The sequence below is a fragment of the Planotetraspora mira genome (assembly GCF_016863275.1).
In the GTDB taxonomy this organism is placed as follows: domain Bacteria; phylum Actinomycetota; class Actinomycetes; order Streptosporangiales; family Streptosporangiaceae; genus Planotetraspora; species Planotetraspora mira.
Window position 1 is genome coordinate 1 of the sequence record NZ_BOOO01000033.1, and the last position, 13,780, is coordinate 13,780.

15 protein-coding genes are annotated in these 13,780 nt (G+C 70.7%); 10 read left to right on the top strand and 5 right to left on the bottom strand.

Annotated elements, in window-relative coordinates; genetic code table 11:
* Positions 1–397 (bottom strand): hypothetical protein (locus Pmi06nite_RS26865; RefSeq protein ID WP_203956121.1); only part of this gene is annotated, 397 nt, incomplete at its 3' end.
* A gap of 42 nt (positions 398–439) precedes the next feature.
* Positions 440–736, bottom strand: a complete 297-nt coding sequence (locus tag Pmi06nite_RS42110; RefSeq protein ID WP_239114230.1) for a hypothetical protein — start codon at positions 734–736, stop codon at positions 440–442.
* A 282-nt stretch (positions 737–1,018) separates the two neighbouring features.
* Here Pmi06nite_RS42110 and Pmi06nite_RS26870 point away from each other — a divergent pair, with 282 nt between their 5' ends.
* The gene (locus Pmi06nite_RS26870) at positions 1,019–1,879 is read left to right on the top strand and encodes a hypothetical protein (RefSeq protein WP_239114231.1); all 861 of its coding nucleotides are present in this window, start codon (positions 1,019–1,021) and stop codon (positions 1,877–1,879) included.
* Positions 1,880–2,077: 198 nt separating this feature from the next.
* Here Pmi06nite_RS26870 and Pmi06nite_RS26875 read toward each other — a convergent pair whose 3' ends face one another.
* Positions 2,078–3,004 (bottom strand): MBL fold metallo-hydrolase, encoded by a 927-nt coding sequence (locus tag Pmi06nite_RS26875; protein ID WP_239095071.1) that lies wholly within the window; start codon positions 3,002–3,004, stop codon positions 2,078–2,080.
* A 104-nt stretch (positions 3,005–3,108) separates the two neighbouring features.
* Here Pmi06nite_RS26875 and Pmi06nite_RS26880 point away from each other — a divergent pair, with 104 nt between their 5' ends.
* Positions 3,109–3,648, top strand: a complete 540-nt coding sequence (locus tag Pmi06nite_RS26880; protein WP_203955920.1) for a single-stranded DNA-binding protein — start codon at positions 3,109–3,111, stop codon at positions 3,646–3,648.
* A 154-nt stretch (positions 3,649–3,802) separates the two neighbouring features.
* Here the strand turns inward: Pmi06nite_RS26880 and Pmi06nite_RS26885 are convergent, their stop codons facing one another.
* A complete protein-coding gene (locus tag Pmi06nite_RS26885; RefSeq protein ID WP_239114232.1) occupies positions 3,803–5,029 on the bottom strand; it encodes a DUF1015 family protein in 1,227 nt (408 codons plus the stop codon).
* An 84-nt stretch (positions 5,030–5,113) separates the two neighbouring features.
* Here Pmi06nite_RS26885 and Pmi06nite_RS26890 point away from each other — a divergent pair, with 84 nt between their 5' ends.
* Together Pmi06nite_RS26890 and Pmi06nite_RS26895 are read left to right on the top strand one after the other, a co-directional pair.
* Positions 5,114–5,542 (top strand): tetratricopeptide repeat protein, encoded by a 429-nt coding sequence (locus tag Pmi06nite_RS26890; protein ID WP_203955922.1) that lies wholly within the window; start codon positions 5,114–5,116, stop codon positions 5,540–5,542.
* Positions 5,539–6,561 carry an HAD-IIA family hydrolase gene (locus Pmi06nite_RS26895; protein WP_203955923.1) on the top strand — a complete coding sequence of 341 codons (1,023 nt, stop codon included), beginning with the start codon at positions 5,539–5,541 and terminating at the stop codon, positions 6,559–6,561. Before Pmi06nite_RS26890 ends, Pmi06nite_RS26895 begins: the two co-directional genes overlap by 4 nt.
* 19 nt (positions 6,562–6,580) lie before the next feature.
* Here Pmi06nite_RS26895 and Pmi06nite_RS26900 read toward each other — a convergent pair whose 3' ends face one another.
* The gene (locus tag Pmi06nite_RS26900; protein ID WP_203955924.1) at positions 6,581–6,928 is read right to left on the bottom strand and encodes an SCP2 sterol-binding domain-containing protein; all 348 of its coding nucleotides are present in this window, start codon (positions 6,926–6,928) and stop codon (positions 6,581–6,583) included.
* A 488-nt stretch (positions 6,929–7,416) separates the two neighbouring features.
* Here Pmi06nite_RS26900 and Pmi06nite_RS26905 point away from each other — a divergent pair, with 488 nt between their 5' ends.
* From Pmi06nite_RS26905 to Pmi06nite_RS26930, 6 genes are all read left to right on the top strand, one after another.
* Positions 7,417–7,788: a hypothetical protein gene (locus tag Pmi06nite_RS26905; protein ID WP_203955925.1), complete on the top strand. Its 372-nt coding sequence runs from the start codon at positions 7,417–7,419 to the stop codon at positions 7,786–7,788.
* Between the two features lie 49 nt (positions 7,789–7,837).
* On the top strand, positions 7,838–8,638 hold the full coding sequence (locus Pmi06nite_RS26910; protein WP_203955926.1) for a TlyA family RNA methyltransferase: 801 nt from the start codon (positions 7,838–7,840) through the stop codon (positions 8,636–8,638).
* An 89-nt stretch (positions 8,639–8,727) separates the two neighbouring features.
* Positions 8,728–9,648 (top strand): NAD kinase, encoded by a 921-nt coding sequence (locus tag Pmi06nite_RS26915; RefSeq protein ID WP_239114233.1) that lies wholly within the window; start codon positions 8,728–8,730, stop codon positions 9,646–9,648.
* 111 nt (positions 9,649–9,759) lie between these two features.
* Positions 9,760–11,478 (top strand): DNA repair protein RecN, encoded by a 1,719-nt coding sequence (recN, locus tag Pmi06nite_RS26920; RefSeq protein ID WP_239114234.1) that lies wholly within the window; start codon positions 9,760–9,762, stop codon positions 11,476–11,478.
* Between the two features lie 93 nt (positions 11,479–11,571).
* Complete coding sequence (steA, locus tag Pmi06nite_RS26925) at positions 11,572–12,768, top strand: putative cytokinetic ring protein SteA (protein ID WP_203955927.1); 1,197 nt, start codon at positions 11,572–11,574, stop codon at positions 12,766–12,768.
* Complete coding sequence (locus Pmi06nite_RS26930; RefSeq protein WP_275409605.1) at positions 12,765–13,730, top strand: copper transporter; 966 nt, start codon at positions 12,765–12,767, stop codon at positions 13,728–13,730. Before steA ends, Pmi06nite_RS26930 begins: the two co-directional genes overlap by 4 nt.
* The last annotated feature ends 50 nt before the right edge of the window (positions 13,731–13,780 follow it).

Sequence of the window (13,780 nt, forward strand, 5' to 3'; positions counted from 1 at the left end):
CGACGATCGTGGTGGTCGGCCGTTCCAGAGCCGCGATGACCGCGGCAGCTCTGCCGGCGACCGCGGGCCGCGTGGTGAGGGGCGTTCCGATCGTCCTCAGCGGTCCTATGGGGACCGGGACGGATTCCGCGGAGGCGACCGCCCACAGCGGGCCGGTGGCGACCGCGGCAGCTACGGTGACCGTCCGCGCCGCTCGTTTGAGGATCGCGATGCGCCACGCGGCGGCTACGGCTCGCGCGACCGCGACGGTGGTGCCGGCCGGCCGCCACGTGAGGGCGGCGGCGGCTTCGGCGGCCGATACGGCTCCCGCGACAGCGACCAGCGCGGAGGCGGTGGCTTCCGGGACGATCGCCGCGGTGGAGAAGGCCGGGAGCAGGCCCGTCCCCAGCGTGATCACGACCGCGACTCGCGTCCGTTCCGTGATCGCGAGCGTTCCGACTCACGCGACCGTGCACCACGTCCGTACGGCGACCGCGACGATCGCGGCGGATCTCGGCCCTTCCGCCAGGAGGATGGTGCCGGAAGCCGCGCCAGGTACGGGAGAAACGAAGAGCCGCCGCGAGAGCGTGAGACGCTCCCAGAGCTTGAGGCGGACATCACTCCCGACGAGCTGGACAAGGAGACGCGGGCGGAGTTGCGCTCCCTGCCCACCGACCTCGCCGACCTGGTGGCGTCCCATCTCGTCGCGGCCGCTCGGGCGATGAGCGACGACGAGCCCGAGCGAGCGTACGAGCACGCGAAGGTCGCCCGCCGTTTCGCGGGCAGGATCGGCATCATCAGGGAGGCCACTGGTATCGCGGCCTATCGCGCCGGGCAGTACGCCGAAGCGCTCGCCGACCTGCGTGCGGCGAGGCGGATGACGGGCTCTGACGCCTACCTGCCCGTCATGGCGGACTGCGAGCGTGGTCTGGGACGTCCGGAGAGGGCTCTTGACCTCGTCCGTTCCAAGGAGGCCGAGCGCCTGGACCGTGAGGGCAAGATCGAGCTCGCGATCGTCGAATCAGGCGCACGACGTGACATGGGCCAGTTCGACGCGGCCGTGGTCACCTTGCAGCGCCTGACCGAGCTGCGGGATCCGCAGCGCAGGGCGTGGTCGGTGCGTCTGGCGTACGCCTATGCGGACGCCCTGGCGGCGGCAGGCCACGAGACTGCGGCGACCGACTGGTTCGAGCGGGCGATGACCTTCGACGAGGACGGTGAGACCGACGCTGCCGAACGGTACGCGGAACTCACCGGCGCCGTGATCGAAGACCTCGAAGAGGACTTCGACGAAGGCGATGACGAAATCGAAGGCGAAGGCGAAGGCGACCTCACAGGCGACCTCGGTGACGAGGCGGCGGCCGATGCCGTCGGCGACCTTGCCACGAAGCCGCGTGACCTCGAAGCCGACAGTTCGGACGCCGGGGCCGACGACGACCTCGATGACGACCTCGATGATGACGAGGACGACGAGGACGACGAGGACGACGAGGACGAGCCCGGGGAAGTGAGGATGGTCGGTGACATCCTCGACGATCTTCCGCAGGAGCGTGGATCATCGGCTTCTCGCGCCGCTGATGAGACGCCGATCGCGACCGCCCCGCAGGCTCCGGAGACCAAGGCCGATGAAGTCGAGCCCGGCTCGGCCCAGGCTGAGGACGGGGTCGCGGATCTGCCGGCAGAAGCGGTCAAGCCCGTATCAGTGGAAGCCGAGAAGGCCGCAGCGGTTGACACCGGCAAGGTGGCGGCAGAGCAGACAGGTGCTGTTGTGGAGCCGAAGAACGAGGTCAGCGCGTTCGGTCCGGCCTTCATCGAACCCGACTTCGGTGACGTGATCGAGGACGCCGAAGATGACGAGGACGCTGAGGACGCCGACGGCGGCGTGAAGCGCCAGCCCTGATATCAACCTGAGAGCGCCGTCACCGAGTGAATGATCACTCGGTGGCGGCGCTTTTCGGTGTCAGAACGTCTTCGTCGAGGCCGGACGGCGTCGGGACGATACGGCATCGACACCGGTTCGGGCGTGCCCACACGCCCGCGGTTCGCGTCCAGACGCCGACAGGTTCGTCCAGACACCGACGGGTTCGATCGGGCGAGCTCAGGTGCCGGAGCGGTCGAGCCAGTGCATGATCCCGCCCACGTTCGACTGGGCGCCGCTGAGCAGCTCGAACCGTTCGGCGGTGGCCGTATCGGTCTGGAGCGCGGCGTACCGCTCGCGCGTCCGGTCACGGACCATGGCCACCGCGTGATCGAGGTCGAGACCCTCCGCGCGGGCCTGCTTGGTGAGGTCCACCCACACACGGAGCTCTTCCGCCGACCGTTCGAGCGTCGCGGGCACGTCATCGACCGGGCCGTAATGGCTGAAGAGCAGCCGCTGAGGGCCGAGCGCTCCGAAGAGCTCGATCGATCTCAGGGCCACCTCCAGATCGAAGTCCGGGGGCGGGCTCGCCGGGCGAAGGTCCCCGGTCTCCGGCAGGTAGACCCCGGCGGCGTCTCCCACGTAGAGATCGCCGGTGAGCGAGTCGAGCAGTCCCACGTGGTGCTTGGCATGCCCGGGGGAGTAGTGGCTGGACAGGGCGCGGCCGTTGCCCAGGTCGACGGTGCCGACGTCGCCGAGGGCTCGGATCCTGGCCGCGTCAGTGGGCGCGAGTGTGCCGAACAAGGTGTCGAGCTTGTCGCCCCAGACCATTTTCGCGCTGGCCATCAGCCGCGCCGGGTCGGCGAGATGCCGCGCGCCCTTCTCGTGCACGACGATCTCGGCGGAGGGGTAGAAGCCGGCGATGTCCCCGACGCCTCCCGCGTGGTCGAGATGGATGTGGGTCACCACCACGGTGGCCAGATCGTCCGGACCCACGCCGAGAGAAGCGAGTGCATCCCGGACGACCGGTGCCGAGGTGGAGGTTCCCGTCTCCACCAGGCAGGGACGGTCCCCGAGGATGAGGTAGCCGGCGGTGATGCCCGAATACCCGGCCATCCTGGTGTCGATCTCGTATACGTCCCCGCCGAGCGGCGTCACGTTGTCCACAGGCCACCCCAGTAATCAGAACCGGTTCACACAGAATCGCATTCAGCTCATCGACGCCCCAGCCTATTCATCCACAGTGATCTCCACGAAGGAGAGGGGATCAGATGCACCGCAACGAGGTGATGCTGGTGGGCCGGCTGTCCATGGAGCCGGTCGGCAGGGAACTGCCCAGTGGCAGCCTGCTCACGCAGTGGCGGCTCGCCGTCCGCCGTCCGGATGACCATCCCGGCCGCCAGCGGTCCGACGCGATCGAGTGCGCGACGTTCGACGACGAGGTGCGCGACATGCTCACCGGCTGGCTGGTCGACGACGTCATCGAGGTCCAGGGCGCCCTCCGCCGCCGCTGGTGGCGGGGCGGCAGCCGTTATGAGGTCGAGGTCCGGACGGCCCGGCGTGTCGCCCACGCGCCGGACGGTTCCGCCGATCAAGCCGATCCGGAAGACCAAGTCGATCAGGACAAACGAGCCGAAAGCGAGGAAGCCCAGGCGGCGAGGAGGTCCAGGAAGGGATCCCGCCGCCGGCCGGTGATAAGCCTGCGCCGATCGCGACCGGCCCCGGATACGCCGCCGGGTGCCCGGGGCGCGGGCACTGCGGCAGACCCCGAGAACGTACGCGGGACGAGCATCGATGACGCGGCCAGATAGGACTGGACCGCTCTCTATACGACGATCCCGACCGCCGGGTTCGCGTGAGGATGCGAAACCCGGCGGCGAGGACGCGGACATCCGATCGCCGGTTCGTGGCGGCGACGGGTGGGGTCGACGGTCGGTTCGTGGCGCGGACGAGCGGATTCGACTGTCAATTCGCCGCGAAGACGCGCAGAACGAGCCCGGTGCGCGGCTTGGGGCCGAACGAGGTGGACTTGCGCGGCACCCGTTCGCCCTGAGCCGCCACCGCGAGGACGTCGACGGTGGAGAGCGGGTTGAGGATCACAGCCGTTCCCGAGTGCTGCCGCGCCAGCCGTACGGCGGCGAGGGGATCGTGATGGACGACCAGCACGGCCTCCTCGCTGTCCTCGATGCCCCAGACCTTGGGGAACAGGAACGTGGTGAGGATCGCGGTGTCGAGCGACCGCCAGCGCGCCGAATGATCGGCCGGCAGGGCATGGTCGAGCTGCATCGGGTCCGGATCGGTGAGGAGGTGCGCGGCGCCCTCCCCTGCCAGCACGAACGCGGGGCCGCTTGCGGCCGCGAGTTCGGACAGCGCTTCGTCCAGGGAGGCGAACTCGTGGACCTGCCAGGCGCCCTTGGCTCGGGCCGCCGCCTCTTCCAGCGGCAACCCCGGGATCACCCGGTGGATCGCCCGCAGTTCCGGAGGGTAGGCCAGGGAGTCGACCAGGAAGGCGAGCCCGTAATCCCACGGGCCGGCCTCGTCGTGGTCGCCCCGCAACGCCTCGTAGGTCGCGTAGCGGTGGTGCCCGTCGGCGATCAGCGCCTGCCGGTCACGCAGATCCCCTTCCACCGCGGCGATCTCATCCGGATCGGTCACGGCCCAGAGCCGGTGGCGGATCCCGTCGGCGGTCCGGAGGTCGGCGAGCGGCGGCCGCTGGACGGCCACGTCGTCGACCAACCGCGACGCCGCTCCGCCGCCTTCGTAGAGCAGGAAGATCGGCTCGAGGTTGGCCTCGGTCGCCCGCATGAGCGCCAGGCGGTCGGCGACGGGCCCGGGCATGACGTTCTCGTGCGGCAGCACGGAGGAAGAGCCGACCCCGAGCGCGCCGATCAAACCGCGCTGCAACAACCGCGGTCCACTCTGCTCGTAGACGTACAGTCCCGGCAGGTCGTCGGTCGTGAGCACGCCGGAGGTCAGCCACTCGCTCAGCAGGGCCCTGGCCTCGCCGTAATGTCCCGTTCCGGGAAGGATCAGACGTACCACGTTGTTCGCATGACGAGCGAGTAAATCCCGCATGTCGTCCGGGGAGATGAGGTCGTAGGGCGGGGAGGTGACCGCAGGCAGATCGTCCACTGCGAATCGCACGCCGTGGAACGGACGTAGCACCAGTCCCGCCCGTTCAGAACTCTCCATACCGGGCATGTTGCCATAAGGCCCGGCTCCCCGATGCTGCGGTGCCCGGTTCTTCAGGAAATCGGTTGCAGGAGGCCTTTCCCCATGATCCAGGGACGAAACGGAGCGTCTGACGCTGCCGGCTATCCACCCGGCGGCCCGTCCGGTGATGTCTATGAGTGGTTCCAGCGTGGCGTGAAGCTCCTCACGGACGGAAGCCCGGCCGCGGCCGCCGCCATACTCGAGCGGGCGGCACAGGCCGAGCCCGAATCACGCAGCATCCGAGAGGCCCTGGCTCGTGCCCAGTTCAACTCTCGTCAGTACACCGAGGCAGCAGGGAGTTTCCGCTTGATCGTCGAGGCCAACCCGACAGAGGACTACGCCTACTACGGGCTCGGAATGGCCCTGTGGCGCGCCGGGGACATCGAGGCCGCCCAGGAGCCGCTCGCCGTGGCCGTCGCCATGCGTCCCCTGCGCCACTATGTTTCGGCGCTCAGCCAGGTCCGCGCCACGCTGCGGGCGAGGCAGGCATGACGAACGGGCGGGATGAGGCGGCAGGTGCCGAGGCGCTGCTCGGTGGGTACGACACGCTCCTCCTTGATCTGGACGGCGTGGTCTATCTCGGCGACCACGCCGTCGAGGGCGCTCCCGAGGCGCTGGAACTGGCCAGGAAGGAGGGCGTGCGCCTGGCGTTCGTGACCAACAACGCCTCGCGCACCCCCGGAGCGATCGCCGAGCATCTGCGCCGTCTGGGCGTGACCGCCGACCCCGAGGACGTGGTGACCTCCGCGCAGGCGGCCGCCCGTCTGGTGGCGGAACACGTGCCGCCGGGCTCGGCCGTCCTCGTCGTGGGGGGAACGGGGCTGCGCGTCGCCGTGCGGTCGCACGGCCTCCGCCCGGTGACCACGGCCCTGGACGCCCCCGCGGCGGTGATCCAGGGCATCTGGCAGGGCCTGTCCTACGGCCTGCTCGCGGAAGGCGCCCTCGCTGTACGGCAGGGCGCGTGGTTCGTGGCCGCCAACGGCGACACGACCCTGCCCACGAAAAGGGGCGAACTGCCGGGGAACGGCGCGATGAGCCGGGTCATCGCCGCGGCCGCCGGAGTCGAACCGGTGGTGGCGGGCAAGCCCGAGCCCCCGCTGCACCGCGAGTCCATGATCCGGACAGGCGCGAAGCGGCCTCTGATCATCGGGGATCGCCTGGACACCGACATCGAGGGAGCCACCCGCGCGGGAGTGGACAGCCTCCTCGTCCTCACCGGGGTGACCGGTCCCCTCGACCTGCTCACCGCCGGGCCCGAACACCGCCCGTCGCACGTCGCCGCCGACCTGTCGGGCCTGCACGCACCGGCGGCCGACGTCCACGGGCAGGGCTCGGGCTGGGCGTGCGGCGGCTGGACCGCGACCTGGAAGGACGGGCACCTCGACATCGACGGAGGAGGAGACCCCGTGGACGGCCTGCGTGCCGCCTGCGCCGCCGCCTGGGAGGCGGCGGGCGACGGACGCGCGGACGAGGACGCGGTCAAGGACGTGCCCGCGACCCTGGGATTCTGACCCCCGGGAGAACGGGCGGTCAGAGGAGCTTACGCAGGCGCAGGAGGTCGCCGAGGCTGGCGTCGATCTTGACGCGGCCGCCGAGCAGGGCGCGTCCCATGTCGAGCTCGCCGTTGACCAGGGAGATCAGGTCCTCGCTGGAGATGGTGAGCTTGACCTCCGCCGGGCGGCCGTCCTCGGGGGCGACCTCCTTGAACGGGTCGAGCCCGTTGCGGTGGATCCGGCCGTAGAAGGTCACGCCGAGGTCGGAGATGCGGCAGGCCAGCCTGCGCTCGACCACGTGCTTGGCGCGATCTTCCGCGCTGACCTCGCCGAACTGCTCGACGAGCTTCTCCAGCGCCGCCCGGCACTCCTCGACGGTCGCCATGTGCGCCCTCTCCCTTCCCACGGACCAACATCAGATACCGGCTACCAGGGACGGTAGCGTTCCACATGAACCGCGCGCGAGATCCGGCACGTGGGGCGCGGCGAAAAACGTTCTCGAGCGGGGTGTCACGCGCCTCGGGAGGTGGACGGCCGCAGTCCGGGGCCGGTGGGAAACCGCCTCTCCCGGCACGGCCGCGGGGCACGCGGGCCCCCTCGCATGGCGAGGCGGGCCGCGCACAGCTTACACAGCGGGTCCGGGCCGGCGACCAGGTCCGCCGCGGCCTGTACGGGCGTGAGGGCGCGGCATCGGGCGGCGTCCGATACCGTCGGGGTGGCCGGTGGATGCGCTGCATGCCCGGCTCCCGAGACGACGAGCACGAGCAGGACCCAGGACCATCCCCGGCGCGCGATCGCCGTCACCGGACGCGGGCCGTACGGCCGGCGGAAGGGCGGACGGCACCGGGCAGGGCCGGGTCCCAGGAGGGAACCATGACGGACATCGGAAGCGAAGCGCCCGCCTGGCTCGCGGTCCCGAACGCTCGGACGGGAGAGACCCCGGGCGCGGTCCCCGGCGAGGTTCCGGCCACGGTTCCCGGCGCGGCCCCGGGCGGGCTTCCGGCCACGGTCTCGGGCATCCCCGGCACGGTCCCGGGCGCGGCCCCAGCCGGGGTTCCAGGCGCGGGTCCCCACCCGGGTGAGGACCAGGACGCCGCAGGTGGCGTCGAGTCGGCGCTGTCCCCCCTGGGGCGGCTGGCGGAGGCGCCTGTTTCCGAGCACGTCGGGATCTTCGAAGACGTCCTGACGGGGCTGGAGGCGGTCCTGACGTCCGTGGACGAGCCCCTTCCCGACGGCGAGCGGTGACCATGCCGAGTTCGGCCTCCGCCGACGGGCGGCATGCCAGGTGAAGCGGATGCGGCTGGACAGCGAACTCGTCCGCCGAGGGCTCGCACGCTCGCGTGAGCAGGCGGCGCAGCTCATCGGGTCGGGCAGGGTGTCGGTGTCGGGCAGGGTGGCGGCCAAGGCCGCGACCCAGGTGGACATCGCCGCCGCCATCGTGGTGGCCGAGGCCCCGGAGGGCCCCGACTACGTCTCCAGAGGGGCGCACAAGCTTCTCGGCGCGCTCGACGCGTTCGAGGGGCTGACGGTCGAGGGCCGGCGCTGCCTGGACGCGGGCGCCTCCACCGGTGGTTTCACCGACGTGCTGCTCAGGCGCGGGGCGGCGCATGTGCTCGCCGTGGACGTGGGCTACGGCCAGCTCGCCTGGTCCCTGCGCACGGACGACCGCGTCACCGTGATGGAACGCGTGAACGTCCGTGATCTGACGCCTGAAATGGTGGGGGAGCCGCCGACGCTGATCGTCGGCGACCTGTCCTTCATCTCCCTCCGCCTGGTCCTTCCCGCACTGGTGAACTGCGCGGCGGACGTCGCCGAGTTCTCCATGCTCGTGAAGCCCCAGTTCGAGGTGGGCAAGGACCGGGTCGGCGCGGGAGGCGTCGTCCGCGACCCGGCTCTGCGGGCGCAAGCCGTACGGGACGCGGCCTTGTCGGCCCAGGCGCTCGGGTTGACGGTGAAGGGTGTGACGGCGAGTCCGCTGCCCGGCCCGTCGGGAAACGTGGAATACCTTCTATGGCTCGGGAAGGGCCCGGGGCACGATCCGGTACCGGCGCTCGACCCGGCCATCGAACGGGCGGTGACGGAGGGACCCCAGTGACATCGGTGCGGCGGCCACAACGGTGAGCAGGCACACGCGGACGGCGGTGACGGCATGACGGCGACGGATGCGATGAGGGTGGGACCCCGGTGAGCGACCCCGCGAACACCAAGCGCACGATCGTGGTCACGGCCCACACGGGCAGGGAGCCGGCGGTGCGCAGCGCCCGCCTGGTGATGGACCGCCTGATCGGCGCCGGGCTGAGCGTCCGCGTGCTGGACGGCGAGGCGGAGGAGATCGGCTGCGCGGGCGCGGGGATGGTCCCCGAGACACCGGAGGCGATCGGCGACGCCGAACTGATCATCGTGCTCGGCGGCGACGGGACGCTGCTGCGCGCCGCCGAACTGGCCCGTCCGGCCGGGGTCCCCCTGCTGGGAGTCAACCTCGGCCATGTCGGGTTCCTGGCTGAGGCCGAGGTGGAGGACCTCGCCACGGCCGTGGACCGGGTCGTCGAGAACCGCTACGACGTCGAGGAGCGGATGACGATCGAGGTGACGATCCGCCTCAACGGGGAGACCCTCGCCACGACCTGGGCGCTCAACGAGGCCTCAGTCGAGAAGGTCGACCGCATGCTCGAGGTCGTCGCCGAGATCGACGGGCGCCCCCTGTCCCGCTGGGGCTGCGACGGGGTGATCTGCGCGACGCCGACCGGGTCGACGGCGTACGCGTTCTCCGCCGGCGGCCCCGTGGTCTGGCCCGAGGTGGAGGCGCTGCTCCTGGTGCCCAACAGCGCCCACGCGCTGTTCGCGCGGCCGATGGTGGTCTCTCCCCGGTCCACGCTCGCGGTGGAGATCGTCCCGGAGACCGGGGCGGGCGTGCTCTGGTGCGACGGCCGCCGCCGCTTCGACATCCCGCCGGGCGCCAGGGTCGAGGTCCGCCGGGCCGACACCTCGGTACGGCTGGCCCGCCTGCTGGCGGCCGAGACCACGGGAGCCCCGTTCACCGACCGTCTCGTCGCGAAGTTCGGCCTGCCTGTGGAGGGGTGGCGCGGCCGGGTCCGGTCCCAGTGACCCCCCGGCGCGGTCGTCCGCCGATCCCCACAAGGGAGCCCAGTCCTCGAAAATCTTGGCGAGTTGCGCGTAGGATCTCTGGCGGAATCGGTCGGCGGAATGGAGGGACCAGTGCGACCAAGGGTCGAGGAGGTCCGCATCCAGGGACTCGGCGTGATCGACGAAGCCGTCCTGGAGCTGTCACCCGGTTTCACCGTCGTCACGGGTGAGACGGGTGCGGGTAAGACGATGGTCGTCACGGGACTGGGGCTGCTTTTCGGCGGCCGCGCCGATCCCGCGAGAGTCCGGCCCGGCGCGGACAAGGCCACGGTCGAGGGCACGCTGATCGTCGATCCGGACGGCCGGGTGGCCCAGCAGGTGGTCGACGTCGGCGGCGAGATCGAGGAAGGCGAGCTGATCATCTCCCGTACGGTCTCCGCCGAGGGCCGTTCGCGGGCATGGCTCGGCGGCCGCACCGTCCCGGTCGGGACCCTGACGTTCCTCGCCGATGACCTGGTCGCCGTGCACGGGCAGATGGACCAGCAGCGGCTGCTCCAGCCGGGCCGCCAGCGGGCGGCGCTCGACCGCTATGCCGGCGACGAGCTCCTCAAGCCGCTCCGGGCCTATGAACAGGCCTACAAGCGGCACAAGCAGGTGGCCGACCTGCTCAACGAGCTGACGGTCAAGGCCAGGGAGCGGGCACAGGAGGCCGACGTCCTCCGCTTCGGCCTGGAGGAGATCGAAAAGGCGGAGCCGAGGGCGGGCGAGGACGCGGAGCTGAAGGAGGAGGCCGAGCGGCTCTCCCACGCCGACGCGTTGCGGACGGCGGCCACGACCGCGCACACCGCTCTCCTGGGCGATCCCATGTCGAGCACCGAGGCCGTCCACGACGCGGTCTCCCTGGTGGGGGAGGCCAAGTCGGCCGTCGAGGCCGTGCGGCAGTTCGACCCCGCCCTGGCCGGTCTGGCCGACCGGCTGGCCGAGGCCGGCTACCTCATCTCCGACGTGGCGACGGAGCTGGCGGCCTACGCCGAGTCCGTCGACGCCGATCCGGCGCGGCTGGCGGCCGTACAGGAGCGCAGGTCGGTCCTGACCGGCCTGATCCGCAAGTACGGCGAGGACGTCACGGCGGTGTTGTCCTGGGCCCAGCGGGCCGCGGAGCGGCTCAACGACCTCGACGGCGACGACGAGCGGATCGACGAGCTGACCCGTGAGCACACCGAGCTGACCGACCGGCTCAAGGAGCTGGCCGGCGAGCTGACGGGTATCCGGACGGCGGCGGCGGAACGCTTCGGCGACGCGGTGACGGCCGAGCTGGCCGCCCTGGCGATGCCGTACGCCAGGGTCAGCGTGGCGATGTCGCAGAGCGACGATTTCGGCCCGCACGGCGTCGACGAGGTGGAGTTGCGCCTGGCCTCCCACCCGGGGGCTCCGGCGCTGCCGCTGACGAAGGGCGCGTCCGGCGGCGAGCTCAGCCGCGTCATGCTGGCCATCGAAGTGGTCTTCGCCGGCGCCGATCCCGTGCCGACGTTCGTCTTCGACGAGGTCGACGCGGGCGTGGGCGGCAAGGCGGCCGTCGAGATCGGCAGGCGCCTGGCCAAGCTGGCGCGTACCGCCCAGGTCATCGTGGTCACCCACCTGCCCCAGGTGGCGGCCTTCGCCGATCAGCACCTCGTCGTGGAGAAGGCCCGCGACGGCAGCGTGGTCCGCAGCGGCGTGGTCGCCCTCGACCATGAGGGCCGCGCCAGGGAGCTGTCGAGGATGCTCGCGGGCCTGGAGGATTCCGAGCTCGGCCGGGCACACGCCACGGAGTTGCTGTCCATCGCCGCGGCGGACAAGGCCGCCGATTAACACTTGATCGTCGGCATAACACCGTGTGACAAAAACAACACACTGCGGGGTGCGTGACCATTCCGGCCGCCGCCTCTGGCAGGATGGTTCTTGATGAAGGTCCTGAGCTTGAATGTTCCGGGCCTCCGCCGCAGGAAGGTCGACGACCTTCCCGGGGTAACGGCTGTGGCGAGAATCGACAGGCGTACGAAGAGGCTGACCAAGCGTCTCAACGCCGGTGAAATAGCGATCATCGACCATGTCGACGTTGACCGGGTCAGCGGGGAGGCTCTGGTCGCGTGCGGTGCCGCGGCCGTGGTCAACGTGGCCACGGGCATCAGCGGGCGCTATCCCAACCTGGGCCCGCAGATCCTGCTGGACGCGGGCATCCCAGTGATCGACAACGCGACCCCCGAACTGTTCGAGCGCGTCTCGGACGGCGATGTGATCCGCGTCCACGAGGGGATGGTCTACCTCGACGACGAGGTCGTCGGCAAGGGTGAGGCCCAGACCGCCGAGACGATCGCCGCCGCGATGACCGAGGCCCGGGCCGGGCTGGCCGTCCAGATCGAGGCGTTCGCCGCCAACACCATGGAGTACGTCAAGCGCGAGCGCGACCTGCTCATCGATGGCGTGGGCGTCCCGGACATCCGCACGGTGATCGAGGGACGGCACGTCCTGATCGTGGTCCGCGGCTACCACTACAAAGAGGACATCGCGACACTTCGGCCCTACATCCGGGAGTACCGGCCGGTGCTGATCGGCGTCGACGGCGGTTCGGACGCGTTGATCGAGGCGGGCTACACGCCCCACATCATCGTCGGCGACTTCGACTCGGTCTCGGAGAAGGCGCTGTGCTGCGGCGCCGAGCTGGTCGTGCACGCCTACCGGGACGGCCGGGCCCCCGGCCTCGAGCGCGTCCAGCGGCTGGGCCAGCAGGCCATCGTGTTCCCGGCGACCGGGACGAGCGAGGACATCGCGATGTTGCTGGCCGACGACAAGGGCGCGACCCTGATCGTCGCCGTCGGCACCCACTGGACGCTGGACGAGTTCCTGGACAAGGGCAGGTCCGGAATGGCGAGCACGTTCCTCACCCGGCTGAGGATCGGGAGCAAGCTCGTGGACGCCAAGGGCGTCAGCAGGCTCTACCGCAGCCGAATATCCACTTCATCCCTGCTCCTGCTCGTGGCGACGACACTGATCACCATCGGCGTGGTCCTGTCGGTGTCGCCGATCGGCCAGGTCTGGCTGAACGGTCTGCGCGACGCCTGGAACAGCTTCATCTTCTGGCTGGTCGGACTCTTCTCGTGATCGATTTCCGGTACCACCTCGTTTCGATCGTGGCGATCTTTCTCGCGCTCACGGTCGGCATCGTGCTCGGCAGCACGGTCCTGGAGCCCGCCTTCTACAAGTCGGCCGAGGAGACGACCTCGTCGTTGCGGCAGAACAACGGGAACTACCTGTCGCAGATCTCCGAACTCCAGACCCGGGAGAACGGCAACGACTCCCTCGTCACGGCGCATCTGTCCGATCTCGTCCGGGGCGCCCTGCCAGGAGAGCGGGTCGTGCTCGTCGAGGCGCCGGGGGCTCCCGCGGGCCTGCGTGACCCGATCGAGGATCTGGTGACCGACGCCGGCGGGGTCTTCGCGGGCCGTGTCAGCCTGACCGACAAGTTCATCGCGGCCGACCAGGAAGCGATCGTGGACGGGCTCGCCAACTCGCTCGCCCCCCTGGGGACCAAGTTCCCCGACGAGGCCACGCCGTACGACAAGGCGGCGACGGTCCTGGCGGGTGCGATCGTGACGAACGACCGGACGATGGCGGGCCGCGAGAATCCCACCGCGATGGGAGTGCTCGACGCCTTCCAGTCCGCCGGCCTGCTCAGCATGAACGGCGCTCCCGGACAGCGCTCGACGATGGCCATCGTCCTGGCTCCCGCACAGGCCTACGAGGACGAAAACGCGGTCGAGGCGACCGACGCCGTGGTCTCGGTGGCCGCGGGGCTGGACGCACTCGACCTCGGCACCGTCCTCGCCGGCACGACCGTCGCCTCCGGCGCGGGTGGGGCCATCGCGGCGCTCCATGACACGGGAGAGGCCGCTTCGAACGTGTCCACCGTCGACACCGTCGATATGGCCGCGGGCCGTGCCGTGGTGGTCTACGCTCTGCGGGAGCAACTGACCGGTCGTTCCGGGGCGTACGGCGTCGGCAGCGGGTCGACGTCGTTCGAGCCTGAGGCCGCGGCCAGCCCCAGCCCGGCGGCGCGAGGCTGAACGCGCGTGGATGCCGGTCACCTGCCTGCAAAGCCTCCGCGAAGCGTCCG